The 21,132-nt window shown below is 62.1% G+C and carries 20 protein-coding genes; 12 read left to right on the top strand and 8 right to left on the bottom strand.

The features are described 5' to 3' along the window. Positions 1-894 (top strand): cation diffusion facilitator family transporter, encoded by an 894-nt coding sequence (locus ACS5Q8_RS25235; protein WP_443697355.1) that lies wholly within the window; start codon positions 1-3, stop codon positions 892-894. Here ACS5Q8_RS25235 and ACS5Q8_RS25240 read toward each other — a convergent pair. Continuing rightward, the gene (locus ACS5Q8_RS25240; protein WP_276194997.1) at positions 891-1,979 is read right to left on the bottom strand and encodes a DUF6515 family protein; all 1,089 of its coding nucleotides are present in this window, start codon (positions 1,977-1,979) and stop codon (positions 891-893) included. The genes ACS5Q8_RS25235 and ACS5Q8_RS25240 overlap by 4 nt on opposite strands. A 415-nt stretch (positions 1,980-2,394) precedes the next feature. On the opposite strand from ACS5Q8_RS25240, the gene ACS5Q8_RS25245 reads away from it, so the two are divergent. After that, on the top strand, positions 2,395-2,874 hold the full coding sequence (locus ACS5Q8_RS25245; protein ID WP_003194418.1) for an Lrp/AsnC family transcriptional regulator: 480 nt from the start codon (positions 2,395-2,397) through the stop codon (positions 2,872-2,874). 203 nt (positions 2,875-3,077) lie between these two features. Further along, positions 3,078-3,287, top strand: a complete 210-nt coding sequence (locus ACS5Q8_RS25250; protein ID WP_276197999.1) for a DUF2788 domain-containing protein — start codon at positions 3,078-3,080, stop codon at positions 3,285-3,287. Here ACS5Q8_RS25250 and ACS5Q8_RS25255 read toward each other — a convergent pair. The 4 genes from ACS5Q8_RS25255 to ACS5Q8_RS25270 form a co-directional block, all read right to left on the bottom strand. Beyond that, positions 3,282-3,917, bottom strand: coding sequence for a pseudouridine synthase (locus ACS5Q8_RS25255; RefSeq protein WP_247406944.1), 636 nt, complete (start codon positions 3,915-3,917; stop codon positions 3,282-3,284). The two genes, ACS5Q8_RS25250 and ACS5Q8_RS25255, sit on opposite strands and share 6 nt — an antisense overlap. A 71-nt stretch (positions 3,918-3,988) precedes the next feature. Continuing rightward, positions 3,989-5,461 (bottom strand): AMP nucleosidase, encoded by a 1,473-nt coding sequence (gene amn / locus ACS5Q8_RS25260; protein WP_164886999.1) that lies wholly within the window; start codon positions 5,459-5,461, stop codon positions 3,989-3,991. Between the two features lie 198 nt (positions 5,462-5,659). Beyond that, the gene (locus tag ACS5Q8_RS25265) at positions 5,660-7,315 is read right to left on the bottom strand and encodes an acyl-CoA dehydrogenase family protein (protein ID WP_443694035.1); all 1,656 of its coding nucleotides are present in this window, start codon (positions 7,313-7,315) and stop codon (positions 5,660-5,662) included. A 68-nt stretch (positions 7,316-7,383) separates the two neighbouring features. Beyond that, positions 7,384-9,777, bottom strand: a complete 2,394-nt coding sequence (locus ACS5Q8_RS25270; protein WP_426100564.1) for a hybrid sensor histidine kinase/response regulator — start codon at positions 9,775-9,777, stop codon at positions 7,384-7,386. Between the two features lie 287 nt (positions 9,778-10,064). On the opposite strand from ACS5Q8_RS25270, the gene ACS5Q8_RS25275 reads away from it, so the two are divergent. The 4 genes from ACS5Q8_RS25275 (at position 10,065) to ACS5Q8_RS25290 (ending at position 13,584) form a co-directional block, all read left to right on the top strand. Further along, positions 10,065-10,862: a hydroxymethylpyrimidine/phosphomethylpyrimidine kinase gene (locus tag ACS5Q8_RS25275; protein ID WP_276195000.1), complete on the top strand. Its 798-nt coding sequence runs from the start codon at positions 10,065-10,067 to the stop codon at positions 10,860-10,862. An 18-nt stretch (positions 10,863-10,880) separates the two neighbouring features. After that, positions 10,881-11,510 (top strand): thiamine phosphate synthase, encoded by a 630-nt coding sequence (gene thiE / locus ACS5Q8_RS25280; protein WP_247403756.1) that lies wholly within the window; start codon positions 10,881-10,883, stop codon positions 11,508-11,510. 11 nt (positions 11,511-11,521) lie between these two features. Then, complete coding sequence (gene hemL, locus ACS5Q8_RS25285) at positions 11,522-12,805, top strand: glutamate-1-semialdehyde 2,1-aminomutase (RefSeq protein ID WP_465159544.1); 1,284 nt, start codon at positions 11,522-11,524, stop codon at positions 12,803-12,805. 224 nt (positions 12,806-13,029) lie between these two features. Then, positions 13,030-13,584 carry a tetratricopeptide repeat protein gene (locus tag ACS5Q8_RS25290; RefSeq protein WP_247403760.1) on the top strand — a complete coding sequence of 185 codons (555 nt, stop codon included), beginning with the start codon at positions 13,030-13,032 and terminating at the stop codon, positions 13,582-13,584. Positions 13,585-13,728: 144 nt separating this feature from the next. Here ACS5Q8_RS25290 and ACS5Q8_RS25295 read toward each other — a convergent pair whose 3' ends face one another. Beyond that, a complete protein-coding gene (locus ACS5Q8_RS25295) occupies positions 13,729-14,055 on the bottom strand; it encodes a DUF1820 family protein (RefSeq protein ID WP_003194436.1) in 327 nt (108 codons plus the stop codon). Between the two features lie 131 nt (positions 14,056-14,186). On the opposite strand from ACS5Q8_RS25295, the gene miaB reads away from it, so the two are divergent. The 5 genes from miaB (at position 14,187) to lnt (ending at position 19,563) form a co-directional block, all read left to right on the top strand. Then, the gene (miaB, locus tag ACS5Q8_RS25300; RefSeq protein ID WP_276195002.1) at positions 14,187-15,512 is read left to right on the top strand and encodes a tRNA (N6-isopentenyl adenosine(37)-C2)-methylthiotransferase MiaB; all 1,326 of its coding nucleotides are present in this window, start codon (positions 14,187-14,189) and stop codon (positions 15,510-15,512) included. Between the two features lie 184 nt (positions 15,513-15,696). Continuing rightward, on the top strand, positions 15,697-16,698 hold the full coding sequence (locus ACS5Q8_RS25305; protein ID WP_017848326.1) for a PhoH family protein: 1,002 nt from the start codon (positions 15,697-15,699) through the stop codon (positions 16,696-16,698). Continuing rightward, positions 16,691-17,149 (top strand): rRNA maturation RNase YbeY, encoded by a 459-nt coding sequence (gene ybeY / locus ACS5Q8_RS25310; RefSeq protein ID WP_465159545.1) that lies wholly within the window; start codon positions 16,691-16,693, stop codon positions 17,147-17,149. The genes ACS5Q8_RS25305 and ybeY overlap by 8 nt, the downstream gene beginning before the upstream one ends. Positions 17,150-17,191: 42 nt before the next feature. Beyond that, positions 17,192-18,031: a CorC family transporter gene (locus tag ACS5Q8_RS25315; RefSeq protein ID WP_247403765.1), complete on the top strand. Its 840-nt coding sequence runs from the start codon at positions 17,192-17,194 to the stop codon at positions 18,029-18,031. Positions 18,032-18,039: 8 nt separating this feature from the next. Beyond that, complete coding sequence (lnt, locus tag ACS5Q8_RS25320; RefSeq protein ID WP_276195005.1) at positions 18,040-19,563, top strand: apolipoprotein N-acyltransferase; 1,524 nt, start codon at positions 18,040-18,042, stop codon at positions 19,561-19,563. A 124-nt stretch (positions 19,564-19,687) separates the two neighbouring features. On the opposite strand, the gene ACS5Q8_RS25325 is transcribed toward lnt, so the two are convergent. Continuing rightward, positions 19,688-20,449: a YdcF family protein gene (locus ACS5Q8_RS25325; RefSeq protein ID WP_465159546.1), complete on the bottom strand. Its 762-nt coding sequence runs from the start codon at positions 20,447-20,449 to the stop codon at positions 19,688-19,690. A gap of 108 nt (positions 20,450-20,557) precedes the next feature. After that, positions 20,558-20,875: a hypothetical protein gene (locus ACS5Q8_RS25330; RefSeq protein WP_253399409.1), complete on the bottom strand. Its 318-nt coding sequence runs from the start codon at positions 20,873-20,875 to the stop codon at positions 20,558-20,560. Between the last annotated feature and the right edge of the window lie 257 nt (positions 20,876-21,132).

The raw sequence follows: 21,132 nt of genomic DNA on the forward strand, positions 1-21,132 counted from the left end.
ATGAGCACCAGTCCCGAACACGCCCGGCTCTTGCGCCTGGCCACCCGCGCTTCAGTTGGCGTGGCCTCTGTGCTGATTGTGACCAAGGCGATCGCCTGGTGGCTCAGTGGCTCGGTGAGCATGCTCGCCGGGTTGACCGACTCACTGCTCGATGGCGTCACCTCACTGCTCAATCTGCTGGCGGTGCATTACGCCCTGCGCCCGGCCGATGACGATCACCGTTACGGGCATGGCAAAGCGGAGTCGCTGGCCGGTATGGCGCAGGCGTTGTTTATCGCTGGCAGTGCGGTGCTGATTGCGTTGCAGGCATTCGAACGGATCAAGCACCCCGAGCCCGTGGGCGCGCCGTGGCTGAGCATTGGGGTGATTATTTTGTCCCTGGCGCTGACCGTGGCCCTGCTGTTCCTGCAACACCACGTGGTGCGGGAAACCGGCTCAAGCGCCGTGCGCGCCGACTCGCTGCACTACCGCTCGGATTTGCTGCTCAATGGCAGTATTTTGATTGCACTGGTCTTGGCCGGTTTCGGCTTCCATCAGATCGACGCCTGGTTTGGCCTGGGCATCGCGGCCTACATTCTGTGGAGCGCGATTCAGATCGCCCGGGAAAGTTTTGCCGTGTTGATGGACGAAGAACTGCCGCCGGACGTCAGCCAGCACATGCTGGAATTGGCCCGTGGCGTACCCGGCGTGCTGGGCGCCCACGACTTGCGCACGCGGATCTCCGGCAACCACTGGTTTGTGCAGTTGCACCTGGAATTGCCGGGGGAGTTGACGCTGTCTGTTGCCCACGGCATCAGCGACCAGGCCGCCGATGCCATTCACGCTGCCTACCCACGGGCCGAAGTGCTGGTACACGCCGACCCGTTGGACGTGGTGAGCGGCGCCCAGGCCTAGTACTGCACCTGGTAGCCGCGACTGCTCAGGCAGTTGCCCTGGGCCTGGCGGTAGGTTTGCACCACTGCCGGGGCCGGGGCGTAGGTGACCGCTTGCGGGTCAAAGCCACTTTGCTGCACAGCCCAGCGATAACAGTCATAACCGTCCTGCTGCACCTGCGCCGGTGACTGGCCATTGGCGGGATAGGCCACCACGTCATAGCCGTTGCCCTGGGGCGCCGGCTGCGGTGCCGGTACTGCGGTCGGCGGCTCCACCACCACGTACTGCTGGGAACTGCTTTCGTAGGTGTAATAGGCACCCGCCGCGAGGAAGAACAGCGCGCTGCCCACCCACACTTCCCGCGCGTAATCCGGCAGGTAATGCACGCGGATGCCATACGGCGGCGCCACCACTACATAGCGCGGGCCTTGCGGGCGATACCAGTAGCCGCCGGAGAAGAAATAATCCTGACCACGGTAAGGCACACGGTAATTGCGCTCGGGAAAACGATCCACCATATAGCCCGGGCGATACTGCGGGCCTGGGCCCCAGCCGTTGCCGTGCCCATCGGGGCGACCTGGCCAGCGATTATCACCGGGACGCTCATTGTGGTAGCCGCCGCCGTTGTTGCCTGGGCGTGAACCGGGGCCGCCAGCCTCCCAATGTTGATTGCCGTCGTTGCGGCGCGGGATGTCGCGGTAGTCACCCTGACGCGGCTCCTGGGTCTGGCGCACAGTATCGGGGCGACCTTGGATCGGCAGGCTGTTCGACGGTTGTGGCTGCGGCGCCGGGCGGCCCGGCTCATTGCCCTGGGGCCGGCCTTGCCCCTGACCGCCACCGTTCGGGCCGCCGCGATCAAAATGCGGGTTCTCCGGGCGCGGTTGATTGTTCTCAGGCCGTGACGGCGCGGTCTGCGGGCGCGGCTGATTATTCTCGGGCCGCCCGCCACCTTCAGGGCCGCGTTCATGCTGCCCGCCGCCGCCCTGCGGCCGCTGCCCCTGGCTCTGGCCCTGACCGGGTGAATTATCACGTTCGTCGGCCGTTACCTGCGCGCTGACGCTGACCACCAGCAAACCAACACCTGCCATTCGCCAGATGCGCTTCATGCTCTTCCTCACTGCGGTTTAGGGCTTATCAATGAGACTGGAAAAGCCTCGCCCGGTTCTGGCACAGGTTATCAGTCACGAGAAGAATTTTCTTAAGGCAAAAAGAAAGGGGCGACCCGTCGGCCACCCCTTGAGAACTTCGTCCGGGCTCAACGCTTATGACGTTGGCTCACCTCACGCCGTCTTGTGGACAGTGTGCAGCCTGGAGGCCGGCTCAACCCTGCTGGGGTGGCGGCCGCAGCAGGCCTGATTGGGCGAGCTGCTGTGGACTATGTCCAGGCGGTGATTCTGTTGGTAATCATAGGCGCAGCGCCCCGACAGATGATTGCGAAGATTGCGTCAATAAACAGTGCTTGCGCAATTTTTAACCCTTAAGGGATAATTCACCGCAATAGTTACGACAAAGGCCAGCCCCATGAGCAAACTTGACCGATACGACCTGAGTATTTTGGCGGAATTGCAGCGCGACGCGAGGATCTCCAACCAGGAGTTGGCCGAGCGTATCGGGCTGTCGCCGTCGCCCTGCTCGCGCCGGGTCAAGCAATTGGAGGACGACGGCTACATCGCCCGCCAGGTCGCCCTGCTCGACCGCAAGATGCTCGGCCTGAGCCTCACCGCCTACGTGCTGATCGGCATGGACCGACACACCCCCGAGCGCTTCGAGAACTTCGAAGCGGCCATCCGCACCCTGCCGCAGGTGCTGGAATGCAGCCTGGTGACCGGGATGGATGCCGACTATCAATTGAAAGTCGTGGTGCCGGACATGGACCACTACCAGAAGCTGCTGCTGGGCCACCTGACCCGCATTGAAGGCGTCACCAGCGTGCGTTCGAGCTTTGTGCTGAACCAGGTGCTCAACAGCACCGAGTTACCACTGACCCACCTGCGTACTTAAGATCGGTGAAGGTCAAATGTGGGAGGGGGCTTGCCCCCGATAGCTGAGTGTCAGTCAGTATATTTTCAACTGATGCACCGCTATCGGGGCTTGCCCCCTCCCACATTTAAGTCTGCGTGCGACGCACCGACGCAGGGCAATGCCCAGCCCGAGCACTGCCGTATACTTGCCACCTGCCCCGTCGGAAGAAACCAATGAACTCGATTGACCCCGCGCTACTTGAAGAATGGATGATGACCGGCCTGGTCACGATCCTGATCATTTTCATGGGCTTTATCGTCTGGGACCTGGCGAAGAAATCCAAGGCCGGGCGTTTCGGCTCGTTCATCCTGTTTTTCGTGCTGGGCCTGGGCGTGGCCGCATTCGTCATCAAGAGCGTGGTGATCGGCCTGATCGAGTCCGGCGTCTTATAAGCGCGCCGGTACGGCCTTCCATTGGCCCTGATCCAGGCCGTCGATGGACCAATCGCCAATCCGCACGCGCACCAGGCGCAAGGTGGGCAACCCCACCGCCGCCGTCATGCGCCGCACTTGGCGGTTTCGCCCTTCACGAATCACCAACTCCAACCAGTGGGTCGGCACGCTTTTGCGAAAGCGCACCGGCGGGTTGCGTGGCCATAACTCAGGCTCGTCCAACCGCCGGGCTTCGGCGGGCAAGGTCATGCCGTCGTTGAGTTGCACACCGTCGCGCAGGCGTTGCAGTTGTTCTTCAGTGGGTTCGCCTTCCACCTGCACCCAGTAGGTTTTCGCCAACTTGTGCTTGGGGTCGGCAATGCGCGCCTGCAATTGACCATCGTTGGTCAACAACAACAGACCTTCGCTGTCACGGTCCAGGCGGCCCGCCGGGTAGATACCGGGGATGTCGATAAAATCCTTGAGGGTCGCCCGCCCGCCTTCGTCGCTGAACTGGGTCAGTACGTCGAAGGGTTTATTGAACAGGATCAGCTTCGGCTCGGCCGGTGGCGCCTTGGCGACGCGACGAGCTGCGGAATACGGGGCTTTCACGCCAGGGCGGCGCGAATCGGGACGGGTGGGACGGGACATGGCGAAGGAACATCTAACGGTCAGGACCGACAATGCTAGTGGCCTGACCGCTAAATGACCATCCTAACCGCTTAGCGGAACGGCGGCTCGTCGAAGCTGCGCAGTTTGCGCGAGTGCAGCGAGTTGAGCTCGGTGCGCAACAGGTCGACCGCCTCGATGCCGATTTTCAAGTGCTGGCTGACCGCACGCTCATAGAACGCGTTGGCCGAGCCCGGCAGCTTGATCTCGCTGTGCAACGGCTTGTCCGACACGCACAACAAGGTGCCGTAGGGCACACGCAAACGGTAGCCTTGGGCGGCGATGGTGCCGCTTTCCATGTCCACGGCGACGGCGCGGGACAGGTTGATCAGCGGACGCTCCTGGGCCCAGCGCAGTTCCCAGTTGCGGTCGTCGTAGGTCAGCACGGTGCCGGTGCGCAGGCGTTTTTTCAGTTCTTCGCCCTTTTCGCCGGTGACGTTGGCCGCCGCTTGCTGCAAAGCCATTTGCACTTCGGCCAGGGCCGGGATCGGAATGTTCGGCGGCACCACGCGGTCGAGAATGCCATCACGGCGCATATAGGCGTGAGCCAGGACATAGTCGCCAATGGTCTGGGATTGGCGCAGGCCGCCGCAGTGGCCGATCATCAGCCAGCAATGCGGACGCAGCACGGCCAGGTGGTCGGTGATGTTCTTGGCGTTGGACGGGCCGACGCCGATGTTGACCAGCGTCACGCCGTGACCGTCAGTGGCCTGCAGGTGGTAGGCCGGCATCTGGTAACGGTGCCAGACCACGCCTGCGGCAATGGCGGACGCTTCGCCGTGGTCCATGCTCTTGTCGATGATCACGTTGCCCGGCAGCACCATGCGGATAAAACGCGGGTCGCTGCGCAATTGCTCCAGGCCATGCAGGATGAACTGGTCGACATAGCGGTGGTAGTTGGTCAGCAGAATCCACGGTTGCACATGGCGCCAGTCGCTGCCGGTGTAATGCACCAGGCGGCGCAGGGAAAAGTCCACGCGGGCCGCATCGAACAGGGCCAGTGGCAGCGGGTCAGTGTTTTCCCAGTCATACAGGCCGTCGGCGATGCCATCGGTGGCGGCCGACAGGTCGGTGCTGGGGAACACACGGGCCAGGGTCGCGGCGGTCACGCCGGAGCCGGCCAGTTCGTCGCCCTGCTCGACCACATACGGGTAAGGAATATTCTGCTGGCTGACGCCGACTTCCACCGTCACGGTGAAGTCGTGCATCAACGGCACCAATTGTTCCAGCAGGTATTTACGGAACGCCGACGGATGGGTGACGGTGACGCTGTAAGTCCCCGGCAGTTGGACCTTGGCATATGCCCGGGTAGTCTGTGGGACTTCGCCGTGGCACTGGTAAGTCAGGCGCAGCTCCGGGTAACGAAACATCGCGCGTTGTTCGGCGTCGGGCTCGACGCGGTCCTTGAGGTATTGCTTGAGGGCTTGATTGAGCGCGCCGGTAGCACGCTCATGCAGAGCCGCCAGCCGGTCGACGGCTTCTTCGGCGGTTTGAACGACAACAAAAGCTTCGGTCACGGTAAGCATCCTGTGTGCTGACTTGCAGACCTTTATCTTGCCTGTATCCCGGCCTCACTGAAACAGCCGAAGTGCAATGCGCTGAATAATGTGGGAGGGGCGGTGCGACGATTCGACTTGCTCCCGATGGCGGTGGTGCAGTTAACGCATGGGCTGACCGACACACCGCTATCGGGAGCAAGCCCCCTCCCACCTTTTGGAGCGTATTTATTCAGACACTTGGGGGGTGGACCGCGCAACGATGGCCCGCACGTCCACCCCACGTGGCAAGGCGCCATACACGCGCCCCGACGACTCACCCAGCCGGCTGGCGATGAACCCATCGCTGACGGCTGCATTCCCGGCCTCCAGCAACAACTTGGCCTGCAACGCCACGGCAATGTCCTCGGTCAGTTGCCGCGCGCGGTATTGGATGTCCTGGGTGTCCATGAACGCCGATTTCAGTTGCTCGATATGCTGCGCCAACTGCCTGTCGCCATGCCCGTCGCCCAGTTCGACAAACAGCGCTTCCAGCACACCCGGCTCTTTGGACAATGCGCGCAGCACGTCCAGGCACTGCACATTGCCGGAACCTTCCCACGTCGAATTCACCGGCGCCTCGCGATACAAGCGCGGCAGGATGCTGTCCTCCACATAACCGGCACCGCCCATGCACTCGGCGGCTTCGTTGATCATCGCGGGCGCGCGCTTGCAGATCCAATACTTGCCCACCGCGGTCACCAGCCGGGAGAACTTGGCTTCCTGTTCATCGCCCAAATGATCGAGGGCGCGGCCCATGCGCAGGCTCAAGGCCAGCGCGGCTTCGCTTTCCAGCGCCAGGTCGGCCAGAACGTTTTGCATCAGCGGTTGTTCGCTGAGTACGCGACCGCTGACCGAACGATGGGCGCAATGGTGACTGGCTTGCGTCAGCGCCTGGCGCATCAAGGCGCTGGAGCCGACCATGCAATCGAAGCGGGTCATGGCGACCATTTCGATGATAGTCGGCACGCCACGGCCTTCTTCGCCGACCATCCAGGCCAGGGCGCCGCGAAACTCGACTTCGCTGGAGGCGTTCGAGCAATTGCCGAGTTTGTTTTTCAGGCGCTGGATATAGAACTGGTTACGCGTGTCGTCCGGGCGGTGCCGGGGCAGCAGGAAGCAGGTCAGGCCCTTGTCGGTCTGGGCCAGGGTGAGGAACGCATCGCACATCGGCGCCGAGCAGAACCACTTGTGCCCCACCAGTTCATAGGCTTGGCCGGGGCCGCCCGCGCCCACGGGGTAAGCGCGGGTGGTGTTGGCGCGCACGTCGGTGCCACCCTGTTTCTCGGTCATCGCCATGCCGATGGTGGCGCCGGCCTTGTGGGCGATGCCGACGTTGCGCGGGTCGTAGTCGGTGCTGAGGATTTTCGGCAGCCAGGTCTGCGCCAGGTCCGGTTGCAGGCGCAGGGCCGGGACGCAGGCGAAGGTCATGGTCAACGGGCAGCCGGTGCCGGCTTCGGCTTGGCTGTGCAGGTAAGTCAGGGCGGCACGGGCCACATGCGCGCCTGATTGTGGATGCGCCCACGGCAGCGATGGCAGGCCATGTTCGACAGCGGTGCGCATCAGCTCGTGGTAGGCCGGGTGAAACTCCACCAGGTCGATACGATGGCCATAGCGGTCATGGCTGCTGAACTGTGGTTTGTTCTGGTTCGCCAGGAACCCGGCCGCCATCAGCGGCCCGCCGGCCAGCGCGCCGTAGGCATCGATGCGCGGCGCGGCCCAGCCGGCGCCGAAGCGGCGCGACCAGTCTTGCAGCGGCACGTCGATGCGGTACAGGTTGACGCCGTCCAAGGAGGGCGGCTGGTTGGTAACGTCGTGGGTTTCGGCGAACTGATGCAAGTTCATGACGGGCCTCCTGGAAAAAGGCCACCGGGGGTTGCGGCCCAAATTTCAGTTAAGCACCGTCACCTCGCTTAAAAAAGTGGCATACGCGCCGAATGTCCGGCGCTTTCACCCTCTAGCGGGCACAGCAGCCGGCGCTCCAATACCGCCTGCAGCGCGTCGAAACGTACCGGCTTGACCAGGCGTTCGGTGATGCCGATGCCATGGCTACGCTCACGTTCAGACACATTCAGCGTGGCGCCCAGGGCGATCACCGGTAACTCGCCGCAGCCGGGCAACGCACGAATCTGACAGCACAACGAGAAGCCGTCTTCAGGTGTATCCAGCAGCACCGCGTCGAAGGTTTCCCCCTGCAACGCCGCCAACGCCGCCGGCCCGCTGTCCACGGTTTTCACCCGATAACCGAGCTTGAGCAACATGCCACGCACCGCCCACTGGCCGACGCTGTTGTCGTCCACCAACAGCACCGTGCACTGCGCAGGCGTGCGTTCGCGCTCAGGGCTCGCCGGGCGTGGCTCGAGCTGCAGCGCGGTGACCGCCAGTTCCAACTGGAAGCGACTGCCCTTGCGCGGTTCGGAATGATGGGTGAGGCGCCCGCCGAGTAATTCGATCAGTTGCCGGCAGATCGCCAGACCAATCCCCAGGCCGCCGTATTCGCGCGTCGTCGAGCCATCGAGCTGGAAGAAACGCTGGTACAGGGTGGCCTCGTCGAGGAAAGCAAAGCCGATGCCCGTGTCGGTGACGATAAAACTCAGGCGCACTGCGCCGTCGCTCAGGGGTACGCCGACCACCCGCAGACGCACGGCGCCTTCGTGGGTGAACTTGAAGGCGTTGTCCAACAGGCAATCCAGGCACTGGCTGAGTTTGTCGGCGTCGCCGTGCAGGCGGTCGGGCAACTCGTCGGCGACATCGATGGAAAAGGCCAGACCTTTGCTCTGCGCGCTGGCGCTGAACTGCTGGCGCAAGGTGCCGAGCACCCCGCGCAGGCTGAACACCTTGGGCTGGGCGCTCAGGCGTCCGGCCTGCAATTCGGTGAGGGTGAGGATGCCATTGACCATGCGCATCATGTCCCGCGCCGAGCCGGCGGCGGTTTGCTGGTACTGCGCCAGGTCGTCGTCCAGGGGCACGGTCTGCATCAGCTCAAGGGAGCCGATCACGCCATTCATCGGCGTGCGCAGTTCGTGGGTCAGGGTGGCAAGGAACTCGTCCTTGAGCCGGTTACTGCGGGCCAACTGCTGGTTGAGTACTTCGAGTTTCTGGCTCGCGTCGTAGAGGATCTGCGCCTGTTGCTCACGCATGCTGTTGATGCGATCCGCCAGGGCCAGGGACAACAGCGCCACTTCGATCGCCGAGCCGATCTGGCTGGCGTACATGGTGAGGAACACGTTGGGCAGGTAGCCCAGCACCATCAGGGTGTTGACCACACCGCCCAACAGGAACGCCGACCAGGCAATGATGAAATAGCGCGCCACCCGCTGCCCGCAGTACCAGGCCTTGATGGCGGCGACAAAGATGGTCACGGTAAACACCAGCGCCAAACCCGTGGCCAGGCGCAGCGCCAGGGCGTAGCTGGTCATCAGCGAGAGCAGCATCACCACCGCGCCGCAGGCCACCAACCCCAGCAACAGGCGATTGATCCAGCGGCTGTGCTGGGCGGTGTGCAGGAAGCTGCGGGCGAACAAGCTGCCGAACAACGCCGCCGAGCCGATCAGGAAGGGCGTCGCGGCATTCGCCCACCAGGGGTTGTTCGGCCAGAAATACTCCACCGCCGCGCCGTTCACCGACAACTGGTATAGGCCAAACGAGGCGATGTAGAAGATGTAATAAAGGTAGCTGGTGTCGCGCACGCTGAGGTAGATGAACAGGTTGTACACCAGCATCCCCAGCAACACGCCATAGATCAGGCCCAATACGTACAGGCGCAGCGGTTGCTGCTCAAGGTAGGCGGTGCTGGACCACAGCGTCAGCGGCGCCTGGATCGAGCCTTCGCTTTGCAGGCGCAGGTAGACGGTCTTGGTTTCGCCCGGTGTGAAGTCGAGCTTGAACAGGTAGTTGTTCTGGCGAATCTCGCGACTGGAAAACGGCAGGGCATCCCCGGTGCGACCGGCCAGGCGATAGTTGCCGGTGCTGTCGGGCAGGTACAGGTCAAGGTGATCGAGGGGCGGATAGGCTAACTCCAGCAGCCAGGTGCGCTGGGTTTCAGGCTGCTTGGGCAGGTAGCGCAGGTTGACCTTGAGCCAGAACACCGAGCGCGAATAGCCGGCGTTGAGGGTGTCTTTGTCGTGGGGTTTGAACTGTGTGGCGGCGGTGGGAGCACTCACATCGGCGATGGTCAGGGCGTTAGTTGGGTCTTCGAGCACTTGCATGGCACGGCCCAAGGGCAGGCTTCGAGTGTCTTGGGTGAACTCAATGGCGTTGGCGAACAGCGGTAGCCCGCACAACAATAAAATCAGCAAATAGCGCATAGAGCCCCAGCGTGGCCTGTCCGGTTATGTCAAATAGCCCCCATTCCTTTTGAGAAGACGTATACCGGCGATACAGTAAGTTATTTGAATCCACTTTAGCATAGCCGCTAAAGGCCATTGGACACCATCAAGATAATTTTTAAAGAGGCTCTAGAACAAGGCTTTCAGCGGCTTATTCAACTAAAAATCGATACTAGCAAACAGCCATAAACACCCACGAATACCGACAAAATTCAGCCATCGCCAGACGGCCACGCCAAAAGCGTTTGGTGGTAAGCTCGCGCACCATGAATATCTACAGCTCTCGCCCCGTTGTCCTCTGTCTCTCCGGCCATGATCCCAGTGGTGGCGCCGGCTTGCAGGCAGATATCGAAGCCCTGCTCGCCCAGGGTTGCCATGCGGCTCCGGCCGTTACCGCGCTGACGGTGCAGAACACCGTCAATGTCAGCGATTTCCGCGTGCTCGACCGCGAGTGGGTACTGGCCCAGGCCAATGCCGTGCTCGGCGATTCGCAAGTGGCGGCGGTCAAGCTGGGTATGCTCGGTTCCACCGCGATGGTCGACACCGTGGTCGAACTGCTGCAGGCGCACCCGCACTTGCCGGTGGTGTGCGACCCGGTGCTGCGCGCCGGCGGCGGTGGCAGCCTGGGCAAGGACGAAGTCGGCTACGCCATGCGCGAGCGGCTGTTGCCGCTGTCGCTGATCGCCACGCCCAACCTGCCAGAAGCACGCATCCTTGCCGAACTGCCTGAGGGCACGGCGGACGAATGCGCTGAAAGGCTGTTGCCGTTTATCAAGCACCTGCTGATTACCGGCGGCCATGGCGATGAGCATCAAGTCCACAACCGCCTATACAGCCGCGACGGCACGCGCCAGACCTTTACCTGCCAGCGTCTGCCCGGCAGCTATCACGGTTCGGGGTGTACGCTGGCCAGCGCGCTGGCGGGCCGGATCGCCCAGGGTGAAGGCTTGGTCAGCGCCGTGCAATCGGCCCTCAACTACACTTGGCGCACCCTGCGTGACGCCGAACAACTCGGCCAGGGCCAGTTCGTGCCTCGCCGGCTGCCGCTGGATTTCTGCTCGTAACACCAAGAGGCCTGCCCGATGAAACTACGTGGCCTTTATGCCATTACCGACAGCCAATTATTGGCCGGTAAATTCCTCGCCTACGTCGAAGCGGCACTGGATGGCGGCGTGACCCTGCTGCAGTACCGTGACAAAAGCAGCGACGAGGCCCGGCGCCTGCGTGAAGCTGAAAAACTGCGGGAACTGTGCTCGCGCTACAAGACCCGACTGATCATCAACGATGACGCCGAGCTGGCCGCACGCCTGGGCGTCGGCGTACACCTGGGCCTGACCGATGGCCCTCTGACCACTGCCCGTGCGTTGCTGGGCTCCAAGGCGATCATCGGCGCCACCTGCCACAGCCAGATCGAACTGGCCGAGCAGGCCGCGAAAGAAGGCGCCAGTTACGTCGCCTTCGGCCGCTTCTTCAACTCCAGCACCAAGCCCGGCGCCCCCGCCGCCAGCGTCGAAATGCTAGCCCAGGCCCGCGCGCGCTTGCAGTTGCCGATCTGCGTGATCGGTGGCATCACCCTGGAGAATGCCGAACCGCTGGTGGCACACGGTGCCGACCTGCTCGCGGTGGTCCACGGCCTGTTTGGTGCCGACAGCACCCAGGAAGTCACGCGCCGCGCCCGCGCCTTCAACGATCTTCTTAAATATCAAGTTTAGAGAGCCCGACCATGTCCCGTTCCGAAACCCTGTTTGCCAATGCCCAGAAACACATCCCCGGTGGTGTTAACTCCCCCGTGCGTGCGTTCAAGAGCGTGGGCGGCACGCCGCTGTTCTTCAAGCATGCCGAAGGCGCCTACGTCACCGACGAAGACGACAAGCGCTATGTGGATTACGTAGGTTCCTGGGGCCCGATGATCCTCGGCCACAGCCACCCCGACGTATTGGATGCGGTGCGCAAGCAACTGGAACACGGCCTGTCCTACGGCGCTCCGACCGAGATGGAAACCGAGATGGCCGATCTGGTCTGCGCGATCGTGCCGTCGATGGAGATGGTGCGCATGGTCAGCTCCGGCACCGAGGCCACCATGAGCGCGATTCGCCTGGCCCGTGGTTTCACCGGTCGCGACAGCATCATCAAGTTCGAAGGTTGCTACCACGGTCACTCCGACAGCCTGCTGGTGAAAGCCGGTTCCGGCCTGCTGACCCAGGGCGTCCCAAGCTCGGCCGGTGTGCCGGCGGCATTCGCCAAACATACCCTGACCCTGCCGTTCAACGACATCGCGGCCGTCGAGCAGATGCTCAATGAAGTAGGCCAGGAAGTGGCGTGCATCATCGTCGAACCGGTCGCTGGCAACATGAACTGTGTACCGCCGGCCCCGGGTTTCCTCGAAGGCCTGCGCGAGCAATGCGACAAGCACGGCGTGGTGCTGATTTTCGACGAAGTGATGACCGGTTTCCGCGTGGCCCTCGGTGGCGCTCAGGCGCATTACGGCGTGACGCCGGACCTGAGCACCTTCGGCAAGATCATCGGCGGCGGCATGCCGGTGGGCTGCTTCGGCGGCAAGCGCGAAATCATGCAGCACATCGCACCGCTGGGCCCGGTGTACCAGGCCGGCACCTTGTCCGGTAACCCGCTGGCCATGGCCGCCGGCCTGACCACGCTGCGTCTGATCAGCCGCCCGGGCTTCCACGCCGAGCTGACCGACTACACCTCCCGCCTGCTCGACGGCCTGCAACAGCGCGCCGATGCCGCCGGCATTCCGTTTGTCACCACGCAAGCAGGCGGCATGTTCGGCCTGTATTTCAGCGGTGCCGACAATATCGTCACCTTTGAGGACGTGATGAGCAGCGACGCCAACCTGTTCAAGCGCTTCTTCCACTTGATGCTGGACGGCGGCGTGTACCTGGCACCGAGCGCCTTTGAAGCCGGCTTCACCTCGATCGCCCATGGCGACGCCGAGTTGAAACTGACCCTGGACGCTGCCGAACGCGCTTTCGCCGCCCTGAAATAACTGACACAAAAATCTGACGCGGCCCCCGGCGGCGTCAGATTTGCTACTTTGCTTACAGATTTTTCCTAACTTTTTCGAGAAAACTCCTGCAATCCGGCAGATAACTTGCCCAAGCAGCAGAAAAACGAGTAAAGACTTTGTAAGCAGAGGCCTGCTTATTTCATAATGCGCGCTTATTGGACCCCCGAGGGTCCGCGCGCCCCGTCAGAGGTAAGTCGATTCCCATGAAACGCACCGGCCGCACCCTGGTCCTGGGCTGCCTGTTGCTCCTTCAGCCGCTGCTGGCACATGCACAAGCAGGCGGCAACTCGTTGTTAATCCCAGCGATGGGTCGTTGCACCCTCAATACCCAGCCAGACAGCCAGGCCGAAGCGCTGAGCGCGTGCCATAAACAGGCCGACGGCGGGGATGCGCAGGCGCAATACGAGTTGGGCGAGTACTACCACGACAGCAAGAACCCCGCGCGCGACCTCAACAAAGCGTTGAACTACTTCGAGAAAGCCTCGCTGCAGGGCCACGCCCAGGCACAATTCCAGCTGGGCACCATGTTCTTCCATGGTGAAGGCGTGCCGGCCAATAACGTCCAGGCGTATATCGTGCTGAAAATGGCGGCGGTCAACGGCGCCGAGGACGCGCTGGACACGGCCGACGAAGTCGCCGAGCACATGCAGCGCGATGAACTGGAACTGGCGACCCAGGTGCTGGGCCAGATCTTCCGCAACTACCTGCAGGAACTGCAGAGCGCGGATGGGCGTTCGCCGTTCTCGCCCCTGCCCTGATCGACCTGTGGCGAGAGAGCTTGCTCCCGCTGGGCTGCGAAGCGCCCCCCACAACCCTTCAATGATTTCTATCTGACACATCTGTAAATTGCATTAGGGCCGCTTCGCGCCCCAGCGGGAGCACGCGCCCTCGCCACAAACGCCCTACTTCTCAGGCATCGGCATCGGAAACGGCATGACATTGCTCGTGCCACGGGCTTCGCTGATCTTCGGCGTGCCCAGGCGCTCGACTTCATCGATGCGCACAATCGAATGCATCGGCACAAAACTGCGCACCACGCCTTCGAACTGGGCCTTGAGTTTTTCCTCGCCCGGGTCGACGACCAGTTGTGTGCGCTCGCCAAAGACGAACTCTTCCACTTCCAGGAAGCCCCACAGATCACTTTGATAGATCTGCTTGGCGTACATTTCGAACACCTGGCCCTGGTTGAGGAAAATCACCTTGTAGATTGGAGCTTCACGTTTGGTCATGGTGGGCGGGGAACACATCGGGGATTTAAAAGAGGGCGCGAACTATAGCATGGCACCCGATGCACAGCGCTAGGAACCGATGGACATGACCCCTATAATGCGCGGTTCTTTACCACCAGTTGACGATTCCCATGGCCAAGAAGCTCTACATTGAAACCCACGGTTGCCAGATGAACGAGTACGACAGCTCGCGCATGGTCGATCTGCTGGGTGAACATCAGGCCCTGGAAGTCACCGCTCGCGCCGAAGATGCCGACGTGATCCTGCTCAATACCTGCTCGATCCGCGAACGGGCCCAGGACCGCGTGTACTCGCAACTGGGCCGCTGGCGTGAATTGAAACTGGCCAACCCGGACATGGTGATCGCCGTCGGCGGTTGCGTCGCCAGCCAGGAAGGCGCCGCCATCCGCGACCGCGCGCCCTACGTGGATGTGGTCTTCGGCCCGCAAACCCTGCACCGCCTGCCGGAAATGATCGACGCTGCGCGCCTCACCAAGCTGCCTCAGGTCGACGTCTCATTCCCGGAAATCGAAAAATTCGACCATTTGCCCGAACCGCGCGTCGATGGGCCGAGCGCCTACGTGTCGGTGATGGAGGGTTGCAGCAAGTACTGCACCTTCTGCGTGGTGCCCTACACCCGTGGCGAAGAAGTCAGCCGGCCGTTTGACGATGTGCTGTCAGAAATCATCCACCTGGCCGAAAACGGCGTGCGTGAAGTGACCTTGCTGGGCCAGAACGTCAACGGCTATCGCGGCCAGACTCACGACGGGCGCCTGGCAGACCTCGCGGAGCTGATCCGTGTCGTCGCCGCAGTGGATGGCATCGAGCGCATTCGCTACACCACCTCACACCCGCTGGAATTCTCCGACAGCCTGATCCAGGCCCATGCCGAGGTGCCGGAACTGGTCAAGCACCTGCACTTGCCGGTGCAATCGGGTTCGGACCGCATCCTGTCGGCAATGAAGCGCAACCACACCGCCCTGGAATACAAATCCAAACTGCGCAAATTGCGTGCGGCGGTGCCGGGCATCTGCATCAGCTCGGACTTTATCGTCGGCTTCCCCGGCGAGACCGAGAAAGACTTCCAGCAGACCATGAAGCTGATTGAAGACGTCGGTTTCGACTTTTCTTACTCGTTCGTCTACAGCCAGCGCCCCGGCACCCCGGCAGCCGATTTGGCCGATGACACCCCGGAAGCGTTGAAAAAAGAGCGTTTGAACGCGCTGCAACATCGCCTGAATCAGCAAGGCTTCGAGATCAGCCGACAAATGGTGGGGTCTACCCAGCGCATCCTGGTCACCGACTACTCGAAAAAAGACCCGGGCGAACTGCAAGGCCGCACCGAGAACAACCGCATCGTCAACTTCCGTTGCGACAACCCGACGCTGATCGGCCAATTTGCCGATGTACATATCGATGCGGCGCAACCGCACTCGTTGCGTGGGTCTCTGGTGTAATAAATGTGCGAGGGGGCTTGCCCCCGATTGCGGTACATCAGCAGCACATGAGCTGCCTGACACTCCGCTATGGGGGGCAAGCCCCCTCCCACACTGGATCGGGTTGGATAAGTGCTTTCGCACACCGGCGCGTGGCGTTATCCTCTCTTTCACCTCAACAGCCAAAGGGCGGCTAAAAGCGACCTTGAACGCACCCATCGAACCCCATCGTTTTCTCCTCGAGCCGTTTGAGGCTCGCCGTTTCGCCAATCTGTGCGGACAGTTCGACGAGCACCTGCGCCTGATCGAACAACGCTTGAGCATCGAGATCCGCAACCGCGGCAATCAGTTCGAGCTGATTGGTGAACCCCAGCACACCACGTCTGCAGAAAATCTGCTCCGCCGCCTCTACCGCGAAACCAAGGGTAGTGAGCTGTCGCCGGAGACGGTCCACCTGTACCTGCAGGAATCTGCCGTGGAAGACTTGGCCAACAACCCGGTGGCCGAAGCCAGCGTGGCCCTGCGCACCAAAAAAGGCATGATTCGCCCGCGCGGCTTGAATCAGCAGCGCTACGTCAAGGAAATCCTCGGTAACGACATCAACTTCGGCATCGGCCCTGCCGGTACCGGCAAGACCTACCTGGCCGTGGCCTGTGCGGTCGACGCCCTGGAGCGCGAGCAAGTGCGCCGCATCCTGTTGGTACGCCCGGCGGTCGAGGCCGGCGAAAAGCTCGGCTTCCTGCCCGGCGACCTGGCCCAGAAGATCGACCCATACCTGCGCCCGCTCTACGACGCACTCTACGAGATGCTCGGCTTTGAATACGTGGCCAAGCTGATCGAGCGCCAGGTGATCGAAATCGCACCGTTGGCCTATATGCGCGGCCGGACCTTGAACAACAGTTTCATCATTCTCGACGAAAGCCAGAACACCACCGTCGAGCAGATGAAAATGTTCCTGACCCGTATCGGTTTCGGCTCCACCGCCGTGATAACCGGCGACGTCACCCAGGTCGACCTGCCCAAGGGCACCAAGTCGGGCCTGGCCCAGGTGATCGAAGTGCTCAAAGACGTGCCAGGCATCAGCTTCACGCACTTCATGCCCAAGGACGTGGTCCGCCACCCGCTGGTCCAGCGCATTGTCGAAGCCTACGAGCGCTTCGAACATCGCGACGACGCCCCGGCCAAGGACACCCGCCGCGATGCTTGAGCTTGACCTGCAACTGGCAACCGACGCGCACGCCCCCAGCGAAGAGCAGTTCCGTCAATGGTGCGCCCTGGCCCTGCGCCAGCGCACTGCCGACTCGGAGCTGACCATCCGCCTGGTGGACGAACCCGAAGGCCGCGAACTGAACCACACCTGGCGCCAGAAGGATTACGCGACCAACGTGCTGTCGTTTCCCGCCGACGTACCCGACGAACTGCTGGATATCCCACTGCTGGGCGACCTGGTGATCTGCGTCGAAGTCGTCGAACGTGAAGCGAAGGAGCAAGGCAAGGCCCTTGAGGCCCATTGGGCCCATCTGGTCATCCACGGCTGCTTGCATCTCTTGGGTTACGACCATATAGACGATGACGAAGCCGAAGAAATGGAAGCACTGGAACGATCGTTGCTTGCAGAACTGGGTCACCCTGATCCGTATGCAGATGACGAAAACTGATTAACACTCAACTGAAACATCAAAGGATTTAGAGTAATCGCTATGAGCGAAGACCGATCGAGCAACGGGCAAAAGTCATGGCTGGGTAAACTGACCCAGGCTTTTGCCCACGAGCCGAAAAACCGCCAGGAGCTCCTGGAGCTGCTGCGCGAGGCGCATCAGAACAAGTTGCTGGACAGCGAAGCGCTGGCCATCGTCGAAGGCGCCATCCAGGTGGCTGACCTGCAGGTCCGGGACATCATGGTCCCGCGTTCGCAGATGATCAGCATCAAGGCGACCCAGACCCCACGGGAATTCCTCCCGGCCGTGATCGACTCGGCGCACTCGCGCTACCCGGTGATCGGCGAAAGCCATGACGACGTCATGGGCGTCCTGCTGGCCAAGGACCTGTTGCCGCTGATCCTCAAGGAGAACGGCGACAGCTTCAACATCAAGGACCTGCTGCGTCCGGCCACCTTCGTCCCGGAATCCAAGCGCCTGAATGTGCTGCTGCGCGAGTTTCGCGCCAACCACAATCACATGGCCATTGTGATTGACGAGTACGGCGGTGTCGCGGGCCTGGTGACGATCGAAGACGTGCTGGAACAGATCGTCGGCGATATCGAAGACGAGCACGATGTCGAAGAAGACAGCTACATCAAGCCGCTGCCGAGTGGTGATTTCCTGGTCAAGGCGCTGACGCCGATCGAGAACTTCAACGAGTTCTTCGACAGCGAATTCTCCGACGACGAGTTCGACACCGTCGGCGGCCTGGTGATGAGTGCGTTCGGGCACCTGCCCAAGCGTAACGAGACCACCGTGATCGGCGCTTATCGCTTCCGCATCCTAAATGCCGACAGCCGCCGGATTCATCTGATTCGCCTGACACCTATTGCCCGCTAAGGACTGACATGCGCCGTTTCATCGCTCCCGGCTGGCCCGGTAACTTGCTGGCCGTGGTGGCCGGCGCCATCACCACCCTGGCGCTGGCGCCATTCGATCTGTGGCCGTTTGCGCTGGTGGCAGTCGGATTGTTCTATATAGGGCTGCGGGAACTGACCCCACGCCAGGCCCTCGGCCGTGGCTGGTGTTTCGGTTTCGGCCTGTTTGGCGCCGGCACTAGCTGGATCTACTACAGCATCCACCACTTCGGCGGCGCTTCGGTGCTGCTGGCCGGCTTGCTGATGCTGGCGTTCACCGCCGCCATTGCCTTGTTCTTCGCCCTGCCCGCCTGGCTGTGGGCGCGCTGGCTGCGCCGCAATGAAGCGCCATTGGCCGATGCCCTGACGTTCGCAGCGTTGTGGGTCGGCCAAGAAGCGTTCCGTGGCTGGTTCCTGACCGGTTTCCCCTGGTTGTACTCCGGCTACAGTCAACTCGATGGCCCCCTCACCGGCCTCGCGCCGCTGGGCGGAATGTGGCTGATTTCCTTCGCCCTGGCCCTGACCGCCGCCGTGTTGTGCAACCTGCCGCGCCTGCTAGCAACCAAGCGCAATGCCTTCATCGGCGCCGGCCTGTTGTTGCTGGTAGCGCCCTGGGCCATCGGCCTGGCCCTCAAGCATCACGCGTGGACTTCACCGTCCGGCGCACCGCTGAGCGTGGCGGCGATCCAGGGTAACGTCGAACAAAGCATGAAGTGGGACCCCGAGCAGCTCAATGCGCAGTTGGCGCTGTACCGCGACATGAGCTTCAGTTCCAAGCGTGTCGACCTGCTGGTGTGGCCGGAAACGGCCGTGCCGGTGCTCAAGGACTCCGTCGAGGGCTACCTCGGGATGATGGGCAGGTTCGCCGCCGAGCGGCACACCGCGCTGATCACTGGCGTGCCGATTCGCCAGGAAGTGCATCACCAGAAGCGCTACTTCAATGGCATCACCGTGATGGGCGAAGGCGACGGCACCTACCTCAAGCAGAAGCTGGTGCCCTTCGGCGAATACGTGCCGCTGCAAGACATGCTGCGTGGCTTGATTGCCTTCTTCGACCTGCCCATGTCGGACTTCGCACGCGGCCCGTCCGACCAGGCGATGTTGCAGGCCAAGGGCTATCAGATCGCGCCGTTCATTTGCTATGAAGTGGTCTACCCCGAATTTGCCGCCAGCCTCTCAGCCCAGAGCGACCTGCTGCTGACCATCAGTAACGACACTTGGTTCGGCACCTCCATTGGCCCGTTGCAGCACCTGCAAATGGCGCAGATGCGTGCGCTGGAAGCCGGTCGCTGGATGATCCGCGCCACCAACAACGGCGTGACCGGGCTGATCAACCCGTATGGGCAGATCACCGCGCAGATCCCGCAGTTCGAGCGCGGCATCCTCTACGGCGAAGTGGTGCCGATGCACAACCTCACGCCGTATCTGCAATGGCGGTCGTGGCCGCTGATCGTGGTGTGCCTGGTGTTGTTTGGTTGGGCGCTATTGGCCGGCCGGATGTCCAAAACCGTCTAACAGAATCAAACCGAACCAAATGTGGGAGGGGGCTTGCCCCCGATAGCAGTGTGTCAGTCAGTAGATTTGATACTGATACACCGCAATCGGGGGCAAGCCCCCTCCCACATTTTGATTTGCGGTGCTATCGGTAGAACAACCGATACCCCACCTGCCCCACCGCCTCATTGAGCAACTGCCCGCTCTGCCACACCGACTTGAACTCCGGCATCCAGCCACCCAGCGGCCGGGCGTTATCCTGGCCAAGGAAGCCGACCGGCGCCGGCACCACGCTGAAACCGGCTTTTTCAAAGCTCCAGACCGCACGCGGCATATGCCAGGCCTGGGTCACCACCACGACGCGTTTGATCCCTTCGGGCAACAGAATCTCGGCGCTCATCTGTGCATTTTCCCAGGTGGTGCGGCTGCGCTCTTCCTTCCAGCGCACCGTCACACCGAAGTCGTCCCGCATCGACACCGCCATCAACTCAGCCTCGCTCGGCGGCGTACCGTAGTGCAAACCGCCGCTGGTCAACACCGGCAGCCCGGAGGCCTTGGCCAATCGCGCGGCATAACGTTGACGCTCCAGCCCGATGCCAGTTGGCTGGTCCGAACCCCAGGCCGGGTCCCCACGCTCGCGCCCCGAACCCAGTACCACAATGGCATCGGCGTGCTGAGCCAGGCTCGACCAATCCTCCCGGGCCAACGGCGGCGCCGTCTCGAGGGCGCGCGCACCCCACTCCACCATGACCGGTAGACTCATCAGCCACATCCCGCCCAACCCGAGAGCAAAGCAACACCCCGCCAGGCGCGGGCGGCTGCGCCGAAACCACCAGGCAAGGGCCAGCAACAGCAAGAGAATGCCGGGCGGCAGCAACAATTGTTTGATGAAATAACGAATAGGCATCGAGCATCTCCATAGATGCCCGAAGCCTAAGGTGTAACGGGGTTTAGCGACAATCTTTACAAGAACTAAGCAGTGTCAGCGATGATCAGGCCGCGAAGGGGGCATGTATTACTTAAACCGCACGGCCCGATGTTTTTCCGGACCGCGAGCGGCTGATACATCCTTGAGCCACACCACCTTGGCCGACCGCACAGGCTCATTGGGTGGCGTGCAAGCCACGCCGACAGAGGCCAAGCGTTCGTTCCTTGCCAGGTAAGCCTTGATCAGTTCCATCTCCGCGTGGCTCAAGCCTCGCAGTTCCAACTCGACGGGCTGTTCATCACGCAACCGGCCCGCTGTACTGGCTGCATCCAATGCGCGACCCAAGCGGTCGATGAGTCCTTGGTAAACATCCGATTTAGATAACATTCGCTGCGATTCCACCATCCCCTCACCTCATTGAAGATAAGTCTTGCTCCCCAATAAACAGCGTAGCCCCCATGGCTGCGCCTGCCCGGCGCCGCGACAGACGGCCTCGACCGAGCAATCAGGGTTTCCCTCGATAGAGTGGGGTCATGTATGCTACGGCGCTTCCTGTAACTCCACTTCCCGCAGGGTTTGGGCACGGACGCGGCGCTTTTTGGTGCCGCTCGACCCGGACAATGTACCGAAGAGGATTAGGCCACCCCTATTCAGTTCAAAAG

The sequence above is a fragment of the Pseudomonas sp. PAMC25584 genome (genome assembly GCF_058135675.1).